Source organism: Halopelagius fulvigenes (genome assembly GCF_055398025.1).
In genome coordinates this window covers 1,536,748-1,554,568 of record NZ_AP043846.1, presented here as the reverse complement: position 1 = coordinate 1,554,568, position 17,821 = coordinate 1,536,748, and the positions used below count along the sequence as shown (strand labels likewise).

Below are 17,821 nucleotides of genomic sequence, written 5' to 3'. Positions count from 1 at the left end.
GGCGCGGGTCTCACCGACGGTTCGACGAACCCACCGGGAGCGGGGAGACTACGGGCCCCCGGTGAACGTTCCGTGACCGTTCCCCCGGTCGTACCACCCTCCCTCGTGGGTGGCATAGAGGTTGTGCGCAGCCATCGACATAAGCGGTCGCTGTTTTTCAGTTCGCCACAGGTCCTCTGACCGGATAGTTCAGCCGAGAGAAGCGCGAGCGAATCGTCGAACGGCACGGCGGGACGGTTCGTATCGAGTCGGAACCCGGCGAGGTGGCGGCGTTCTCCTTCACCCTTCCCGCCGGGAGGGAGACGGCGAACCCGCACCCCTCGGCTCGTGGCGGTAGAACGCCGCCGTACCCGGAAGAGCGGCGGCTACAGCCGAAGGCCGCCGACGCGACGGACGCCGTCACCGCCGCGTCCGCCGTCGCCCCGACTCGAACCCCGCCGACGTAAGCGCGTAGTAGACGCTCGGCGCGAGCGTCACCGCCGTCGCCGCCGCGAGCCAGTCGCCGAGCGGTTCGCTTCGGGCGACGCCGACGGCGACGACGGCGACGCCGAGGAGGACGCCGACGGCGACGGCGGCGCGTTTCGTCCGCGCGTCGAACCGGACGCCGCGGGCCGTCCCGTAGACGGCCGCCGAGAGACTGACGAGGAGGGCGGACGCCGCGCCGTACGCCGCGGCGTCCGCGAGGAGTCCGACGACGAGGAGGGAGAGCCCCGCGACGACGCCCGCGAACACCGTCGTCCGCGGGGAGAGGGGATTCACGTCCGCGCCGAACCGGACGGCGTAGGCCGCGGGCGGGAGAAGGACGAGGAGGCCGGCGAACAGACCGAACAGGGCGGTCGCCGGGGAGGGTCCGTCGAGGAGGGACGCGACGAACAGCGCGAGGCCGAAGCAGACGCCGACGGCGAGAATCGCCCGCGGCGGCATGACCGTCGTCGGGTCGTCGTCCCGGGAGACGGCGTAGGCGACGAACGGGTAGGAGACGAGCGCCGCCAGCAGCGAGGTGCCGACGACGTCGCCCGCCAGAACCACGCCGGAGACGAGCGTAGAGAGGCCGAGGAGGAGTCCGGTGACGAGCGCGAACTCGGGGACGCGGCGGCTCATACCGTCGCGTCGGTTCTTCGGCGGGAAAGCCTTACGACGCGAACGCGGCCGATTTCGACGGCGGAGCGTACCCGCAAGCGTTTAGACGAGCGGTGAAGTAACTTCGGGTATGTCGGAGTGTCCGCTGGCGGATGACTGTCCGAGGTATTCGGAGCGAATCAACGGCATGGGGTGCCAGTACTACGGTGACCGCGGCGGCGCCGAGTGGTGCAACAACTACGAACAGCCCATCCGCGACCTGAAAGCACAGCCCGTCAAACCCGGCGAGGAAGTCGTCGTGGACGTGGACGACATCCACGAGAGCGGTGCGGGCGTCGGGCGCACCGAGGACGGCTTCATCGTCCTCGTGGACGGCCTCCTGCCCGAGGCGCGCGCCATCGTCCGCATCGACCAGGTGAAGTCGAACCACGCTCGCTCGAAGAAGGTCATCGAGAAGATTCCCCTCGACGGGGACATAGAGGACGAGACGGTGGGCGACGACGGGGACGGAGGCGGCGACGACTCCGAATCGAGCGACGGCCCGACCCGACCGACCGCACTCGGCAGCCGAGACAACTTCTGGGGAAGCTAACTCCCCGCCCCGCATCCGCCCGACGCGGACCGCATCCAGCGACCGGACAGTCACCTTCTGCATCTTTTTTGCGCCCTCGCCGCCTACGTGGGATATGGACGATCCGGAGGGCGACAGGAACCTCGACATCGACGCGATTCTCGAAGAGGCGGGTTTCGCCCCCGACGAGAGCGTGTTGACCCGCAGGCAGGCGGAGGTGTTGGCGCTCCGCGAACGCGGCGTCCGGCAGTCCACCATCGCCGACCTGCTGGGCACCTCGCGCGCGAACGTCTCTAGCATCGAGTCCAGCGCCCGGCGGAACGTCGAGAAGGCCAGAGAGACCATCGCGTTCGCGGAAGCGCTGACCGCGCCGGTTCAGGTCGTCGTCGAGTCGGGCGAGGACCTGTACAACGTCCCCAAGTCGGTGTACGACGCCTGCGACGAGGCGGGCGTGAAGGTGAACCACACCGCGCCCGACCTGATGAAGATAGTCGCCGACGACGCCGGCGACGCGGTCAAGGGACGGGAGGTCAGAGAGCAGTTACTCGTCGGGGTGACGAGCGACGGGAGCGTCCGCGTCCGGCGCGCCGGCGTGGCGGACGAACCGTAACGAGGCTCGAAGACGCCGGTCTCAGAACTCGCCGCGCTCTTTCAGGTCGGCGACGAGTTCGCGAACCGCCTGCGCGCGGTCCTTCGGGACGACGAGGATCCGGTCGCCCCACGCGACGACGGCGAGGTCGGAGACGCCGACCAGGGAGACGTGTTTCCCGTCGGCGGCGACGACGTTGTCCTCGGCGTCGAGCGACCGCACCGCCACGTCGCCGGCGGCGACGGTGCCGTCGTCGTCCGCCGGCAGGACGCGTTCGAGGGCGTCCCACGCGCCCAAGTCGTCCCAGCGGAACTCCACCGGGACGACGACGGCGTCCGCCGTCCGTTCCATCACCGCGTAGTCGATGCTCACCGCGGGCGTTCGGTCGAACGCCTCCTCGGCGGACGCCCCCTCGTCGAGGGCGTCCACCATCGGCGAGAGTGGGGAGTCGCGGGCCGCCGCGAGCAACGCCTCCGGCGTCCACGCGAAGATGCCCGCGTTCCAGCGGTGGCCGGCCGCGACGTACTCGCGGGCCGTCTCGGCGTCCGGTTTCTCGTGGAAGGCGACGACGGGCGCGAACCCGTCGCGGAACTCGCCGGGTTCGAGGTAGCCGTACCCGGTGTCGGGGCGCGTCGGTTCGACGCCGAACGTGACTAATCTTCCCGTGCGCGCGGCGACGCGCGCGCCGCGACGTATCGCCTCCGCGAACCCCTCGCCGACGCGGTGGTCGCTGGGGAGGACGGCGACGACGCACTCGCCGACTCGTTCGCGGATGCGGTAGGTGGCGTACGCGAGGGCCGGCCCGGTGTCTTTGCCCGCCGGTTCGACTATCACCTCGACGTCGGGCGCGCGTTCGCGCACCTCGTCCGCGAACTCGCCACAGGTGGAGACGACCACCTCGTCGGCCACCTCGCGGGCGCGGGCTATCGTCCGCGCCAGCAGCGACTCCTCGCCGAACAACGAGAGAAACTGCTTCGGGCGGTCCGACCGACTCGCGGGGTAGAGGCGCGACCCGGTGCCGCCGGCGAGGACGAGAGCGACGACGGGGAGGTCCGAATCCGAGTCCGTCTCGGACGAGGTGTCCTCGACCTGCATCACCACGTCTCCACGACGCCGGTTCGGACGTCCTCGGCGCACCCGACGCAGTCGGGGTGGCCCGCCTCGAAGCAGTTCGGACGCCCCTCCTCGTCCACGGCGACGGCGCGGCGTTCCGCGTAGCGGCGGCAGACGATCTTGGCGCGGCCGTCGTCGTCCCGCGGGAGGTCGAATCCGCCGTCGACGTCGGTCCGCCCCTCGTCGTACTCTCGCTTCGCGCGGGCGTACTGTCGCCCGGCGGCGCGGAACTTCTCGCGGATGAACCGTTCGAGGCGGTCGTCCATCGGTATCGGCGGATGGGAACCCCGGGCGTATATGTCCGTTGGTGAGGCGCGCGGGCGCGCGAACGCGCTCCTCCAGATGGCGTCGTACGCGCGCTTGACGCCCCGTAGACGCCGATTACAGTTTCGGCTCGCGCGTAACCTTATTAACCATCGGGAGCCAAGCAACGTACGCCTCCCAATGGAAACCAAGGTGGAGGCGAGTGAAACCATGTCAGACCTGCGAACCCACGCAGCGGAGATTGCAGAGCAGTTTTCAGACCACTTAGACGTAGACGAGGACGACGTCGAGGAGCGACTGCAGAACCTCGTCGACGAGTACCGGGTGCCCGTCGACGAGGCGCGTCGCTCCGTCGTCAACAGTTACCTCGACGAGGCGGGCCTCGAACGCGACGAACTCGGTCGCGGCGGGGCCGAGGAGACTCTGCTCGCCGACATCGACCAGGACGAGCAGTGGGTCGACGTGACCGCGAAGGTCGTCGACCTCTGGGAGCCTCGAAGCGACTCCATCTCGCAGGTGGGGCTTCTGGGCGACGAGTCGGGGACCCTCAAGTTCGTCTCGTTCAAGACCTCGGAACTTCCGGAACTCGACGAGGGGTCGGTCTACCACCTCGGCAACGTCGTCACCGACGAGTATCAGGGGAACTTCTCCGTGAAACTCAACCGGACGACCAGCATCGAGGAACTCGACGAGGACATCGAAGTCGGCGACGACGACGTGACCGTCGAGGGCGCACTCGTGGACATCCAGTCCGGGAGCGGCCTCATCAAGCGGTGCCCCGAGGAGGGATGTACGCGCGTCCTCCAGAATGGGCGGTGCAACGAACACGGTAACGTCGAAGGCGAGTTCGACCTCCGAATCAAGGGCGTCTTAGACGACGGCGAGGAGGTCCACGACATCATCTTCAACAAGGAGATGACCGAGGAACTCACCGGAATCACCCTCGAAGAGGCCAAACAGATGGCGATGGACGCGCTGGACACAACCATCGTCGTCGACGAGATGCGAGACGACCTCGTCGGCGTGTACTACCGAGTGACCGGACCGACGTTCGGACGGTACGTGCTCGCGGACGAGACCGAACGCCTGACCGGACCGGCGGATGCCGAATCGGTCCTCATCAAAGCGAGGTCGATATAAATGAGTTCCAACGAAGTTCCCTCCCGAGAAGTCGCTCGGCGCGTGTTCGCCGAGGAGTTCAACGATTCGAGTTACACGTTCAAAGAGTCCGACGACGAACGCGCCCCCGTCTACCTGCTTCTCCCCTCCGGGGAGAAGGCGAACCGCGTGTTCCTCGTCGGGACGCTGACGGAGAAAGAGGACGTGGGCGAGGACAACGAGTACTGGCGGGGCCGCATCGTGGACCCCACCGGGACGTTCTTCGTCTACGCCGGGCAGTACCAGCCCGAGGCCGCAAGCGCGCTTCGCGACCTCGAACCGCCCGCGTACGTCTCCGTCGTCGGCAAGCCGCGGACGTACGAGACGGACGACGGGAACGTGAATGTCTCCGTCCGCCCCGAGTCCATCTCCGTGGTGGACGCGGCGACGCGCGACCGCTGGGTGGTCGAGACGGCCGAGCGAACGCTCGAACGCATCGAGACGTTCGACGAGGAAGGCAACGAGTACGCGCGGATGGCCCGCGAGGAGTACGACCTGCCGACCGACCGCTACAAGCAGGCGGCCGTCTCCGCCCTCGAAAGCCTCGAAGAGACCGGCGGCGACGAACTCGCCGACGGCGCGGGGTCCGACGCGGACGCGGCGGACGAGTCGCAGTCCGAATCGGAGTCCGAGACGGAGTCCGACCTCGAACCCGAGGCGGACGCCGAAGCGGAACCCGAACCGTAAGGCTCGCCCTCCGCGGGCGCACGTCCTTCGGACGCTTTTTCGACGTTTCGTCGCGTATCCGGCGGAGTAGCCGCTCGTCTGACAAAGCATTAAGTACGTAGGAGCGACAATCTCGGCACAGAGCCATGGGCAACAAGAACAAGACGATCTCGTTCCGCGTCAACGAGGACGCGTTCGAGACGCTCAGGGAAATCGCCGAGGAGCGGGACATCTCTCTTTCTGCCGTCTTCCGCGACTACGTGGATACGCTCGTTGCCCACGACGGTCAGGTGCAGGTCGTCCCCGAACACGAGTTAGAGGAGATGGGAAGCGGCGACGGCGAGGAGTCGTTCCCCCCGACGGTGGAGGTGCCGAAGAGTTTCATCCGCGAGCACGAACGCCTCGAACTCGAAGCCGACCACCTACGCGAACAGCTCGAAGAGCACAAGCGCTACGTGAACTACCTGCGCGAACAGCTCGAAGACGACGACGAGGAGGTCATCCAACTGGAGGACTTAGACGCCGGCGAGACGGACGAACCGTCGTTCCGCCTCGGATAACGTCAGGAACCGACGACGCGACCACCCGACGACGGGACGAGAGCGCTAGCCCGACAGCGCCTTTTTCGCTTCGTGCGCCTTCCGTTCCATCTCTTCGTTTCCCTCGACGCCCGCGAGCGTTTCGACCGCTTCGAGCCGTCGAACCGCGCTGTCGAGGAAGGAGAGCACGTCGCCGGGGTAGGCGTACAGCATGTAGTCGTCGCTCATCACGTCCACGATGGCGTCCGGGGGGAGACCCTGCGCGCGGAGTTCCAGCAGGTACTTGATGAACTGACGCTCGGGGTAGCCCGTGTACAGGTCGTCGGGGTCCTCCGGATCGAGGAAATCCTGCGCGAAGTCGAGCAGTCTGTCGCGCGTCGCCCCGTCGAGTTTCGAGAGGCCCTCCCCGGAGTAGAGCACGTCCATCGTCGCCCCCTTGAACGCCCCTTTCGGGATGTTCACGTCGAGCTGCGACGATATCTGCCGGTGGTTCTTGAGGTATATCTTGTCCGTGATGGCCACGGTTGGGGAGACGTAGGGCGTTGGCGGCAAAAAGCGTCCCGATGGGCGCGTGCGCCCGCGTAATCCTACAGCGTTTATCACCTCCCGACGCGCAGTGAAACGCATGGTCGACCGACTCGACGAAGTCGACAAGCGAATCCTCTATCACCTCGTCCGCGACGCTCGGAACACGTCCGCGCCGATGATCGCAGACGAGGTGAACGTCTCCGCCGGGACGATTCGGAACCGAATCAAACAGCTGGAGGCGGACGGGGTACTCCGGGGGTATCACGCGCACATCGATTACGGGCACGCCGAAGGCCGACTGACGAACCTCCTCGTGGGGACGGCGAGCATCGAGGAGCGGGAACGCCTCGCGAAACAGATAGCGGAGGTTCCGGGCGTCGTCAACGTCCGCCAGCTCATGTGCGGGACCGGCAACATCCACGTGACGACCGTGGGCGAGGACGCGCAGGAGCTCTCCCGAGTCACCCGGGACGTCTCGCAGATGGGGCTCGAAATCGAGGACGAACACCTCCTCCGACACGAGGAGCACCGTCCGTACCACGCGTTCGGACCGGAGGGGCGGCGCGAGGGCCAGTCCATCGCGGACTTCATGTCGCTCTCCGGGGGGGCGGAGGTGGTCGAGGTGAGCGTCGCGCCGGGCGCAGAAATCGACGGCATGACGCTCAGAGAGGCGAACGAACGCGGACTCATCGCCTCGGAGGTGCTCGTCGTCTCCGTGGAACGCGACGAGCGGATCCTCACGCCGAAGGGGAACACCGAAGTCCGCGCCGACGACCTCGTGACCCTCTTCGCGCGCGGCGGCCTGTCGGAGGAGACGGTCGGCGCGTTCAGCGGGGAGTAGCCGCTCAGCGTACGCTCGCTTTGTAGAGCGTGTATCCGACGAAGACGGCGAGGTACCCCGCGGCGAGTACCGTCGTGGTTCGGGTTCGGCCGACGAGGGCGAGCACGCAGAGGAGAAGCGGTCCCGCCAGCAGCAACCCGTCGAACACCCTGTCGTCGGCCCCCGCGTTCAGCACCGGCCCGAGGAGGGGCGCGTCGTCGATGCTCACCGGTAGACACCCCCTCGCTCGAAGAGCGCTCTGAGGAGGACGAGCACCGGGATTATCTCCAGCCGTCCGATCCACATGTTGAAGAGGAACATCACCTTCGCCGCCGTCGGCATCGACGCCCCGGTGATGCCGGAGGAGAGGCCGACGTTCCCCTGTGCGGACGCCACCTCGAACACGACGTTCTCCAGCGTGTACTCGTCGGTGGGGAGGACAGCGAGGAGGACGAAGATACCGACCACGAGGAAGACGACCCAGAGGAACGCGATGATGGCCGCCTCCTCGAACTCCCGCGTCGCTTCCTGTTCGGTGAGTCGCCGGTCGTTGAGCTCGAAGTACCGGACCGCCGCGTCGGGGTAGAACGCGTCGCCGATTCTGAACGCGGTCCCCTTCACCAACGTCAGCGCCCGGACGAGTTTGATTCCGCCGACGGTCGAACCGGCGGCCGCGCCGACGACCATGCCGAGCGACACCGTCAGCTGCGCCTCCGGCGACCACCGCGTTCCGAGCGACCCGGCCGTCTGGAACCCCGTACACGACGCGGCGGAGACGAACTGGAAGAGACCGTACCGAACCGCCTCGAACAGCGACCCGTACGTCCCGTTGAGGAACAGCGTCGCCGCCAACGCGAGGCTGCCGAGTCCGAAGAAGCCGAACACCCACCGCGTCTGCATGTCCGCGTAGAGGTTCCGCAGGTCGCCTCGGAGCAGCAGGTAGTGGATCGGAAACGCGATGCTCCCGAGAATCATCACGGGGACGAGCGCGAAGTCGATGAGCGCGCTGTCGTACGTGGCGATGCTGTCGTCCGTTATCGAGAACCCTCCCGTCGCGAGTCCGGTCATCGCGTGGTTGATAGCGTCCCAGAGGGGCATCCCCGCCAACCAGAGGACGAATATCGAGACGAACGTGAAGAGGAGGAATATCCACCAGATGGTTCGGACGGTCGAGACGATGCTCGGGTGAATCTTCTCCGACCGCGCCTCGGACTCGTACAGGGTGAGCGACCCGCTTCCGGGCCGCGCGAGGATGGCCGTCGTGAGGACGATGACGCCCACGCCGCCGACCCACTCGATGAACGACCGCCACCACTGCAGCGTCGCCGAAAGCGCGCTCTCGTCGTCGGTCATCGTCAGTCCGGTCCCGGTGAAGCCGCTCATCGACTCGAAGAACGCGTTTATCGGGTTCCGGAACGCGCCGACGGTGCTCGCCGCGCGACCGGTCACCTCGGGAGCGCCCAGGAACGCGGGGTCGAGGTGAATCGTCCACGCGACGAGGAGGAACGGCAGCGACCCGAACAGTGCGACGAAGAACCACCCGGAGGCGGCGATCATCATCCCGTGCAGCTTCCCCGGGTCGGGCGCGTCGGAGAAGTGCCGCGCGAGTGCGACTCCGAGGAGGAACGGAACCGCCCCGGCGACGAGGAGCGACGGAACGGCCCAGAACTCCCCCCAGACGAGGGGGACGACCACCGACACCAACATCATCACGGCGAGTGCCTGGAGCATCCGTCCGACGTCTCGCGCGACCGTCCGGGCGGCGGTCGTCATCGGTCGTCGGTTCGCTTCCCCCGCCGCGACGCTCCCGCGTGGTCCTCGTAGTGTCCGAACACGTCCGTCACGTCCGGCGTCGCGCCCCGACCGGAGTAGACGGTCAGGAGGTCACCTTCGCGTATCTCGGTGTCCCCCCGGGGCGTTATCGGCCCGTCCGCCCCGCTCCGTTCCACGGCGACCACGAGTACGTCGCCGGGCAGGTGTCCGTTCTTCGCCGCTTCGTCGAGTCGCTTCCCCGCGACCGGTGCGGACTCCGCGACGCGAATCTCGAACACCTCCGCCTCGTCGCCGACCCGCATGTAATCGACGATGGAGGGGCGTTTCACCGCGTAGTAGAGGTACTCCGCGATGAGGCGTTGGGGGTTCTCCATCGTGTTCACGCCGATCTGCTCGAAGAGGGGCATGTGCTCGTGGTTGTGGACGACCGAGACGACGTCGGGTATCCCCAACTCCTGTGCGAGGAGGCTTATCATCACGTTCGTCGCGTCCTCGTCGGTCGTCGAGATTATCGCGTCGGCTCTCCGGGCGCCGGCGTCCAAGAGCGTCTCTTTGACCGTCGCGTCGTCGTTGAGAACGAGACAGTCGAACGCTCCCGCGATGGCCTCGGCCTTCGCGGCGTCCTTCTCGATTACGACCACCTCGTTGCCCGACGCGGTGGCGATGTCTATGAGGGGCCTCCCGATGTTCCCCCCGCCGACGACGATGATGTACATGGGATGTCATTATCGAAGCCGCATTGAAAGCATACCGATTTACGCATCGAAAAAATAGGACCGGGACTGATTGCGCGATGAATAATACTCATAGGAGAGGTTAAGTGTGAAGGTACCATCCAGGCCAACATGGGAGACGAGTCCGGAGTGCGGGACGATTGGTCCCTACCAGATGACCTCGTGACGGAGCTCGAGGAGCTCGAGCTACACGAACTGCGAGAGGTAGTCCACTACGCACAGGACCGAATACGGGAGTTACAGGCGCCCGTCTCGGACAAGATAGAGGCGGCACCCGGCGAGGAGCTTCACTCCACCGAGGAGCGACCGGAGTACACGGAAGTGATAAAGAGCGAACCGTGCGGCGAGGGGTGTCCGGACTGCCCGCACGGCCCCTACCTGTACCACGTCTACGAGGAGGTCAAACCGGACGGAAACGCGTCGCTTCACTGGGTGTTCCTCGGCCGGGTGTTCGGCCGAGACGGCCGCCACGAGTAGACGCCGCCCGGGAGCTACCGCCGTCGCCGTCGGACCGACGTCCCGTGTTCCTCCGCGCGGAGGGGGAGACAGTTCTGTCAACCGAAATATACCGGCGCAGTATTTCGCGGTGCCCCGTCGAACGAGGGATTTTATCCATATGCGAAAGAACGGGTCCGTATGGAACCTGGTCCGGCGGACGAACACGACCCCGGTACCGTCGCGACGGACGGCGACGGGACGGGCCGTCCCGGCGTTCTCTGCCTCCTCAGCAGCGACGGGCCGGCCCGCCAGATGGAGCTTCGAGTCGCCGCGGCTATCGCCGACGGCGGCGAACTCGTCGTCTCCGGGGACGACAGCGAGGAGGTCGTACGGCGGGCGCGTTCGGAGTCGGTCCTGACGAACGTCGACGTCGATTCCGTCGAACGACCCGCGTCCGTGACGGAGGAGTGGCTTGCGTCGGTCGGGGGCGGGCGGGGCCTCCCGACGGTCGTCGACGCCCGACGGAGTCGCTCTCGATTCTCCGAGTCGGACGACATCGGGGTCGGAACCGACTGCACCGTCGTCACGGTCGAGACCGTCAAGGGAATCGACTCCGTTTCGTCGTTGCTCGTTCCGGTCGCCGCGGGCCCGCACGTGGACGCGGTCGTCGACGTATCGAGGGCGCTGGCGGCGGCGACCGACTCGTGGCTCGACATCTTCTACGTCGTCGAGGACGCCGAATCCCCCTCCGACGACGTAGAGACGCTCCTGGCGTACTGCGCGGACCGCCTCGGGACGTTCGAGAACTACGACGAGTGGGTGTTCGAGGCGTCCGACCCCGCCGAAGCGATCGTCGAGCAGTCCCAGTACTACGACCTCACCGTTCTCGGCACCGCACAGAAGGGGTTACTTCGGAAGTACGTCTCCGGTTCGACGGCGGACGAGGTTCGCAACGCCGCAGAGAACGTCGTTCTCACCGTCAGCGCGGAGGACGTGACGACGTCGCGCGTCGAACAGTGGATCGGAGAAGGGACGTAGGGCTTCTCTCGGTCGCGACGTCGCAGTTCCGTTCGGGGAGAGACGAACGAACCGGAGCGGAGGCGGCCCGCTTCCGTCTAAACCGAGTGTGCGACCGGCAAACACGCCGACGCGGAGTCGTAACGTATTTGAATCGCACCGGGCTATCCGTAGGTGCGTGTCCGGGTTAGGGTAGTGGACTATCCTTCAGCCTTGTGGAGGCTGAGACGCGGGTTCAATTCTCGCACCCGGACCTTCTTCCGACGACCACCCATCGAGCGATTGCTCGCGTCAGCGAGCATCGCGAGGGACATCCTCGGTCGTCGGAGAACGGTGTTACGAAGAGAATTGAACCGGGGAGCGACTGAAAGGAGCGACCGGGGTTCAATTCTCGCACCCGGACCTTCTCTCCGAGCGCTACTCCTTACGAGCGTTCGCTCCGTCGGGAGCGACGCGAGTAGACGACGTACGCGACGCAGAAGTCTTACGAGAGAATTGAATCAGGGAGCGACCGAGGTTCAACTCTCGCACCCGACCTCCCATTCCTTCGCTGTGTCCCGGTTTTCGAGCCTCTGCTTAGCAAGAGGACACCACTAACAGAAGCCTTCGGTCTGGAGAGACTCCAATCGTTCTTCGATTCACAGACAGGAATTGAAGACGGGGCTTGGTTGACAATCTGACCGATGCTTCGTATTCTGACTCCCGTGACAAGGAGATTCAATCAAGTACATCTCATCTGTACGTCGTCCTGCTCAGTCGTTGGGTTCTTCCAGTGAATTGCCGTCCCATTCGCCGGTGGTTCCATCGAGAAGCGCGACAGCACCGAGAAACGCTGGGACGGTCACGAGCAGGAAGAACAGGATAAACCAGAGTTCTTGTGACATACATCAAAGTTCGTTAGTTATTCTATTTGACTTTTTCGGCGTTTATGCAACGACTAGCGGTCAAGAACAGACCAGGTAGTTCACGACAACCCCCAAGAGGTAGAATCTCGTTCGTGCGGTACTTCGACTCCCTGCGAGGTCTTAGCTGCAGGAATTCACGGCGTTAGCCGCATCTTGCCCAAGCCCAGAAGCCCGACAATTGAGAAACTGCAGTGGCGGTGAGTCGGTCTAGTGGACTACCTTCAGTCTCGTGGAGGCCGAGACGCGAGTTCGACTTTCACACCCGGACCACGAGAAAAGAACCGCACCACCGACAGCGACCCGCCTCAGTCTATCTCGATCTCTATCGCGTCGGCGTCCTCGTCGCCCTTTCCGCCCGGCGGTTCCGCGAGGTCCTCTAAGGCCATCTTGAGGTTCCACGTGTTCGCCTTCCAGACGGAGTCGAAGATGCTCCCGAGGATGGGGACCGACCCGCCCACGGCGTCGATGGTGATGGTGGCGAGCATCTTCAGGAGCGTCGTGAAGGAGACGCCCAAGCGGGCGGATTCGAGGACGATGTACAGCGAGAACCCCGCGCTGACCACGTCGCCGGCGACGGGGAGTACGCCGAGGACGGGGTCGATACCGATGCGGAAGTCGGTGCCCGGAACGGGGATGGAGTCGTCGAAGATGCGGGCGACCGTCCGCATCCGGCGGATCGCGGACTCGTCCACCGTCGGCGGCAGTTCACCCTCGAAGTCGATGTCGAACTCGGAGCGGAAGTCTCGCGTCGAGGTGTCGTCCATACCAGTCCTTGTGTCCGAATGTAGATAAACGCGACGGCGACGGAGACGGCCGGATCGGCCGTAATATCCCATCTATAGCACGATAACGAGATTACATATCAGGTACGAGTCCTATTTTGAACGCGGCGGGAGCGGACTCGCGGAGACGGAGTTAACCGTCCGCGGGTCCAGCCGACACCATGGACGTTGCGGTTCTCACCGTGGGTAACGAACTCCTCGCGGGGGACATCGAGAACACGAACGCGACGTGGTTAGCCCGGGAACTGTCGAGTCGAGGCGCGGAGGTGGTCCGCATCCTCGTCGTCCCCGACGAGGAGTCCGTCATCGCGGAGACGGTTCAGGAGTGGTCGGCGGCGTTCGACGCCGTCCTCGTCACCGGCGGACTCGGCGGCACGGTGGACGACGTGACGATGGAGAGCGTCGCCGCCGGGTTGGACCGCGAACTCGCGGTAGACCCCGTGGCGGAGGCGGACGTCGAAGCGACGATAGCGAGCATCCTCGAGCGACGACCGGACATCGACTTCGAGTTGAAGCCCGAGTGGTACGCGTCGATGCCGGCGGGCGCGACGCCGATACCGAACCCCGAGGGCCTCGCGCCGGGGTGCGTCGCGGAGAACGTGTACGTCCTCCCGGGCATCCCCGAGGAGATGCGGGCCGTGTTCGGGAACGTCGCGGACGAGTTCGGCGGCGACGTGGCGACGCGGACGCTGTACACGCCGGAACCGGAGGGTGCGGCCGCGGAACCCCTCGCGACGGTGGGCGGCCGGTTCGGCGTCCGCGTCGGGTGTTATCCGCGCAGGGACGGACACCGAACGCGCATCAAACTCACCGCGAACGACGAGGAGACCCTCGACGAGGCGGCGTCGTGGCTGATTGCGAACGCCGGAATCGAGATATTCGAGGATGCGGCGGAGACGGGGTAGGTCGGGCGGAGCGACGATTCAGCGCGCTTCGACCACGTCGGTCGGGTCGCGCGACCGGATGCTCGGGAGCGACCCCCGCGATTGGATGATGTTGAACGCGGTGACGAGGTCGGACCGGGAGATGAGGCCGACGAGTTCCCCCTCCCCGTCCACGACGGGGAGGCGGCCGACGTCTCGTTCCTGCATGGTCCCGATGGCGTCCATCGCGTCCGCGTCGGGGGTGATAGTCTGGAGTTCCCTCGACATCACGTCCTCGACGCGGTAGGCGTCGCGTTCGACTTCGTTCACCGTGCGCGCGTCGTTGAGCGTCACCATCCCAACGAGGCGGCCGTTGCGCATCACCGGGTAGCCCGTGTGCCGTTCCGTGAACATCCGGTCCATCAGTTCGGCGACGCTGGCGCGTTCGTCGATGGTGTCGAGTCGTTCGCGGGGCGTCATGATGTCTCGGACGGTCACGTCCTGGAACGCCGCCTTCATCACGGTCTGTTGGGCCTCCGACGAGGCGCCGATGTAGATGAAGAAGGCGAGCGCCACCAGAAACAGGTTCGCGAACAGGCCGACGATGCCGAGGACGAACGCGAACACCTTGCCGACTTCCGCGGCGATCTGCGTGGCTCTCGCGTGCGGGCGCGTCCGGGCGAGGAGGGCGCGGAGGACGCGCCCGCCGTCCATCGGAAAGCCCGGGAGCATGTTGAACGCCGCAAGCAGGACGTTCGTCAGCGCGAGGTAGCCGAGGACGAACTGAACCGACGGAATCGTGTTCGGGACGCCGCGGAAGGCGACGTACGAGACGACGCCGAGAAGGACGCTCACGATGGGACCGGCGACGGCGATGGCGAGCTCCTGCCGCCAGTCCTCGGGCATCTCCGCGAAGCTGGCGACGCCGCCGAACAACCAGAGCGTGATGGAGTCGATCTCGTAGCCGTAGTGCATGGCGACCAGCGAGTGGCCGAACTCGTGGAGGAGGACGCAGGCGAACAGCCCCAACGCCGCCGCCGTGCCGAGAACCCACGGCGTCGTCCCGGCGGTGAGTCCGGCGGCGTCGATACCAGCCCCGAACACCCCGTTTATCGCCCCGACGAGTTGTTCCACGTCCGACCCGATGAGCCACGCGAAAAGCGGGAGGACGAGGAGGAACGTAACGTCGAGCTTGATGGGGATGCCGAACACGCTCCCGATCCGAATTCCACGCATACCCTGATGTAGTCGCGGACGCCTCTTAAGTCCAATCGCGCAACAGGTCGTGTCGGGCGTGAGTTTCGATGGTGGCAACGCTTAGGCCGCCGGTGTGCGAACGGCGACGTATGAGCGACGCAGACTCCGCGTCCGACGCCGACGGCGCGTCGGACGCCGAACCGGTCGTGAAGCGAGCTTCCGAGGTGACGTACGACGAGGTGGACGCCGCCGAGGGGATGTCGAAGGGCGTCTTGCTGGACGCCTCCGACGGCGCGCCGAACTTCGCCGTGCGCCGATTCGTCCTCGAACCGGGCGCGTCCGTCCCGAAGCATACGAACGAGGTGGAACACGAGCAGTACGTCCTCTCCGGGCGGTACACCGTCGGCATCGAGGGCGAGGAGTACGAAGTGACGGCGGGCGACTCCCTCCTCGTTCCGGCGGGCGCGGTGCACTGGTACCGAAACGACGCGGCGGAGGAGGGGTCGTTCCTCTGTGCGGTGCCGAACGGCGACGACAGCATCGAACTCGTCGAGGAGTGAGCGGGTTCGCCGCCCGGTGGGGTCGCCCGGAGGTTGGCGAACGGTAGCACGCGACGACGGATAGACGAATCGCTGAAATACCCCGTCCGCGTACCACGAATCGTGTCTCAACAGGTCGGACGCGTCGACACGCTGTTTCTCCACCAGACGGGCGAGAACTACCTCGTCGTCGTCGAACGCGACGGAGAGCGCGTGTTCCGCGCCGTGCTCGAACTGAAGGAGACGAACGCCGGTCCCCGGCCCGCGAAGTTCCGCGTCAAGCGCGGGTCCAGCGACGAACCGCGGGACCCGAGCCAGTTCGTCGAACTCGCCCGTCGAGCGTCGCGTATCCGCATCTCCCAGCAGACGGCGCCGAGCGCCCGCGAGGAGTTGAAGGAGATGCTCGACGGCTACCAGTTGGAGGCGGTGGCGGTCAGGACGTGCCGATACTGCGCGTCGAGCGGTCGCTACTCGCCCATCACCGAGGAGACGGCCATCAAGGCAGACCGCGACCACATCTGCCCGGACTGCGCGAAGCGCGAACTCGAACGCGAACTCGACTTCTCCGGGGCGGGGTCGCTCACCGGCGCGGCGCAGGACCGCCTCGAAGACCTCCTCTTGGAGACGAAGGACTTAGACCGCATCGAGAACCTGCTGAAGGGCGGATTGGACCCCGACCTGACGCGCTTCGACACGGTGAGTGCGACGACGGACGACATCGACCTCGTTCCGACGTCGAGCCTCGACCTCCACCCGAAACTCCAGGGCCTCACCGAGGACCGCTTCGACACCTTGCTCCCGGTGCAGTCGCTCTCCGTCGACAACGGCCTGTTCGAGGGCCGCGACCAACTCGTCGTGAGTGCGACGGCGACGGGGAAGACGCTCGTCGGCGAACTCGCGGGGATAGACCGGGCGCTGAAGGGCGAGGGGAAACTGCTCTTTCTCGTCCCCCTCGTCGCCCTCGCGAACCAGAAGCACGAGGACTTCGAGGACCGCTACGGCGACCTCGTGGACGTGACCATCCGCGTCGGGGCCTCGCGCATCAACGACGACGGCAACCGCTTCGACCCCGGCGCGGACGTCATCGTCGGCACCTACGAGGGCATCGACCACGCCCTCCGGACGGGCAAGGACCTCGGCGACATCGGCACCGTCGTCATCGACGAGGTGCACACGCTGAAGGAGGGCGAACGCGGCCACCGCCTCGACGGGATGATATCCCGACTCAAGTACTACTGCGAGAACCGCGCGAAACGCCGCGAGAACTACGGCGGCGCGCAGTGGGTGTACCTCTCCGCGACGGTCGGCAACCCGGAGGTGTTGGCCCAGAGCCTCGAAGCGACGCTCATCGAGTTCGAGGAGCGTCCGGTGCCGATAGAGCGACACGTCACGTTCGCCGACGGCAGGGAGAAACCCGAGATAGCAGACAAACTCGTCACGCGGGAGTTCGACACGAAGTCCTCGAAGGGCTACCGCGGCCAGACCATCATCTTCACCAACTCCCGGCGGCGGTGCCACGAGATCTCCAGAAAGCTGCAGTACTCCTCCGCGCCGTACCACGCCGGCCTCGACTACGGCCAACGCAAGCGCGTCGAACGCCAGTTCGGCAATCAGGACTTGGCGGCCGTCGTCACGACGGCGGCACTCGCCGCCGGGGTGGACTTCCCCGCCTCGCAGGTGGTGTTCGACTCGCTGGCGATGGGCATCGAGTGGCTCTCGGTGCAGGAGTTCGAGCAGATGCTCGGACGGGCGGGACGACCTGACTACCACGACAAGGGGAAGGTGTACGTCCTCGTCGAACCCGACTGCGTCTACCACAACACGATGGAGATGACCGAAGACGAGGTGGCGTTCAAGCTGCTCAAAGGCGAGATGGAGGACGTGATGACCGTCTACGACGAGTCCGCCGCCGCCGAGGAGACGCTGGCGAACATCATCGTCGCCGGGAAGCGAGCAAAGCGCCTCAACGACCGGATGCTCGGCGACGTGCCGACGAAACACGCCGTCGGCAAACTGCTCGAGTGGGACTTCATCGACGGCTTCGAACCGACGCCGTTGGGTCGGGCGGTGTCCCGGCACTTCCTCTCGCCGACGGACGCCTTCCGCATCCTCGACAACGTCCGCAACGGCGTCGAACCGTACGACATCGTCGCGGACATGGAACTGGCCGACGAGGAGCGGTAAGCGCCGACGACTGCCCGGCGGGAGGCTCCGACTTCCGATGATTTTTCAGCCGACGGTGCGT

At 66.0% G+C, this 17,821-nt stretch carries 21 protein-coding genes and 1 tRNA gene; 12 read left to right on the top strand and 10 right to left on the bottom strand.

The features are described 5' to 3' along the window. Positions 1-399: 399 nt before the first annotated feature. Positions 400-1,101, bottom strand: coding sequence for a hypothetical protein (locus tag ACZ522_RS12680; protein ID WP_464391775.1), 702 nt, complete (start codon positions 1,099-1,101; stop codon positions 400-402). Between the two features lie 109 nt (positions 1,102-1,210). Between ACZ522_RS12680 and ACZ522_RS12675 the strand changes: the two genes are divergently transcribed. Then, positions 1,211-1,672: a TRAM domain-containing protein gene (locus tag ACZ522_RS12675; protein WP_379698941.1), complete on the top strand. Its 462-nt coding sequence runs from the start codon at positions 1,211-1,213 to the stop codon at positions 1,670-1,672. A 94-nt stretch (positions 1,673-1,766) separates the two neighbouring features. Continuing rightward, positions 1,767-2,261: a Tfx family DNA-binding protein gene (locus tag ACZ522_RS12670; RefSeq protein WP_379698943.1), complete on the top strand. Its 495-nt coding sequence runs from the start codon at positions 1,767-1,769 to the stop codon at positions 2,259-2,261. Positions 2,262-2,282: 21 nt separating this feature from the next. Here the strand turns inward: ACZ522_RS12670 and ACZ522_RS12665 are convergent, their stop codons facing one another. Further along, on the bottom strand, positions 2,283-3,335 hold the full coding sequence (locus ACZ522_RS12665) for a mannose-1-phosphate guanylyltransferase (protein ID WP_464391774.1): 1,053 nt from the start codon (positions 3,333-3,335) through the stop codon (positions 2,283-2,285). Next, entirely contained in the window at positions 3,335-3,619 is a 285-nt protein-coding gene (locus ACZ522_RS12660) for a DUF7091 family protein (protein ID WP_379698947.1), read from the bottom strand. Before ACZ522_RS12660 ends, ACZ522_RS12665 begins: the two co-directional genes overlap by 1 nt. A gap of 208 nt (positions 3,620-3,827) precedes the next feature. On the opposite strand from ACZ522_RS12660, the gene ACZ522_RS12655 reads away from it, so the two are divergent. The 3 genes from ACZ522_RS12655 (at position 3,828) to ACZ522_RS12645 (ending at position 6,001) form a co-directional block, all read left to right on the top strand. Next, a complete protein-coding gene (locus ACZ522_RS12655; RefSeq protein WP_379698949.1) occupies positions 3,828-4,757 on the top strand; it encodes a replication factor A in 930 nt (309 codons plus the stop codon). Then, the gene (locus tag ACZ522_RS12650) at positions 4,758-5,462 is read left to right on the top strand and encodes an RPA family protein (protein ID WP_379698951.1); all 705 of its coding nucleotides are present in this window, start codon (positions 4,758-4,760) and stop codon (positions 5,460-5,462) included. It abuts the gene before it with no gap. Between the two features lie 125 nt (positions 5,463-5,587). Then, positions 5,588-6,001: a DUF8146 domain-containing protein gene (locus ACZ522_RS12645; protein WP_379698953.1), complete on the top strand. Its 414-nt coding sequence runs from the start codon at positions 5,588-5,590 to the stop codon at positions 5,999-6,001. A 45-nt stretch (positions 6,002-6,046) separates the two neighbouring features. Here the strand turns inward: ACZ522_RS12645 and ACZ522_RS12640 are convergent, their stop codons facing one another. Beyond that, entirely contained in the window at positions 6,047-6,502 is a 456-nt protein-coding gene (locus tag ACZ522_RS12640) for a DUF5814 domain-containing protein (protein WP_379698955.1), read from the bottom strand. Between the two features lie 103 nt (positions 6,503-6,605). Here ACZ522_RS12640 and ACZ522_RS12635 point away from each other — a divergent pair, with 103 nt between their 5' ends. After that, positions 6,606-7,349, top strand: a complete 744-nt coding sequence (locus tag ACZ522_RS12635) for a winged helix-turn-helix transcriptional regulator (protein ID WP_379698957.1) — start codon at positions 6,606-6,608, stop codon at positions 7,347-7,349. 4 nt (positions 7,350-7,353) lie between these two features. Here ACZ522_RS12635 and ACZ522_RS12630 read toward each other — a convergent pair whose 3' ends face one another. From ACZ522_RS12630 to ACZ522_RS12620, 3 genes are read right to left on the bottom strand one after another with little or no spacing between them, the layout of a single operon-like run. Next, the gene (locus tag ACZ522_RS12630) at positions 7,354-7,557 is read right to left on the bottom strand and encodes a hypothetical protein (protein ID WP_379698959.1); all 204 of its coding nucleotides are present in this window, start codon (positions 7,555-7,557) and stop codon (positions 7,354-7,356) included. Continuing rightward, a complete protein-coding gene (locus ACZ522_RS12625) occupies positions 7,554-9,101 on the bottom strand; it encodes a TrkH family potassium uptake protein (RefSeq protein ID WP_379698961.1) in 1,548 nt (515 codons plus the stop codon). The genes ACZ522_RS12630 and ACZ522_RS12625 overlap by 4 nt, the downstream gene beginning before the upstream one ends. Beyond that, the gene (locus ACZ522_RS12620) at positions 9,098-9,817 is read right to left on the bottom strand and encodes a potassium channel family protein (RefSeq protein WP_379698963.1); all 720 of its coding nucleotides are present in this window, start codon (positions 9,815-9,817) and stop codon (positions 9,098-9,100) included. Before ACZ522_RS12620 ends, ACZ522_RS12625 begins: the two co-directional genes overlap by 4 nt. 129 nt (positions 9,818-9,946) lie before the next feature. Here ACZ522_RS12620 and ACZ522_RS12615 point away from each other — a divergent pair, with 129 nt between their 5' ends. The 3 genes from ACZ522_RS12615 to ACZ522_RS12605 all read left to right on the top strand — a co-directional run bounded on the left by ACZ522_RS12615 (position 9,947) and on the right by ACZ522_RS12605 (position 11,544). Next, a complete protein-coding gene (locus ACZ522_RS12615; RefSeq protein WP_379698965.1) occupies positions 9,947-10,312 on the top strand; it encodes a hypothetical protein in 366 nt (121 codons plus the stop codon). A gap of 159 nt (positions 10,313-10,471) precedes the next feature. Then, complete coding sequence (locus tag ACZ522_RS12610) at positions 10,472-11,311, top strand: universal stress protein (RefSeq protein WP_379698967.1); 840 nt, start codon at positions 10,472-10,474, stop codon at positions 11,309-11,311. Between the two features lie 160 nt (positions 11,312-11,471). Next, positions 11,472-11,544 (top strand) — tRNA-His (locus ACZ522_RS12605). Positions 11,545-12,042: 498 nt separating this feature from the next. Here ACZ522_RS12605 and ACZ522_RS12600 read toward each other — a convergent pair. Both ACZ522_RS12600 and ACZ522_RS12595 read right to left on the bottom strand, forming a co-directional pair. Beyond that, positions 12,043-12,174, bottom strand: coding sequence for a hypothetical protein (locus ACZ522_RS12600; protein WP_379698969.1), 132 nt, complete (start codon positions 12,172-12,174; stop codon positions 12,043-12,045). Positions 12,175-12,500: 326 nt separating this feature from the next. Beyond that, entirely contained in the window at positions 12,501-12,959 is a 459-nt protein-coding gene (locus ACZ522_RS12595) for a DUF4112 domain-containing protein (protein WP_379698971.1), read from the bottom strand. 179 nt (positions 12,960-13,138) lie between these two features. Here ACZ522_RS12595 and ACZ522_RS12590 point away from each other — a divergent pair, with 179 nt between their 5' ends. After that, positions 13,139-13,882 carry a competence/damage-inducible protein A gene (locus tag ACZ522_RS12590; RefSeq protein WP_379698973.1) on the top strand — a complete coding sequence of 248 codons (744 nt, stop codon included), beginning with the start codon at positions 13,139-13,141 and terminating at the stop codon, positions 13,880-13,882. An 18-nt stretch (positions 13,883-13,900) separates the two neighbouring features. Here the strand turns inward: ACZ522_RS12590 and ACZ522_RS12585 are convergent, their stop codons facing one another. Then, the gene (locus ACZ522_RS12585) at positions 13,901-15,076 is read right to left on the bottom strand and encodes a CBS domain-containing protein (protein WP_379698975.1); all 1,176 of its coding nucleotides are present in this window, start codon (positions 15,074-15,076) and stop codon (positions 13,901-13,903) included. A 110-nt stretch (positions 15,077-15,186) separates the two neighbouring features. Between ACZ522_RS12585 and ACZ522_RS12580 the strand changes: the two genes are divergently transcribed. Both ACZ522_RS12580 and ACZ522_RS12575 read left to right on the top strand, forming a co-directional pair. Then, complete coding sequence (locus ACZ522_RS12580) at positions 15,187-15,597, top strand: cupin domain-containing protein (protein WP_379698977.1); 411 nt, start codon at positions 15,187-15,189, stop codon at positions 15,595-15,597. Between the two features lie 102 nt (positions 15,598-15,699). Then, positions 15,700-17,760, top strand: coding sequence for a DEAD/DEAH box helicase (locus ACZ522_RS12575; RefSeq protein ID WP_379698979.1), 2,061 nt, complete (start codon positions 15,700-15,702; stop codon positions 17,758-17,760). Positions 17,761-17,821: the final 61 nt, after the last annotated feature.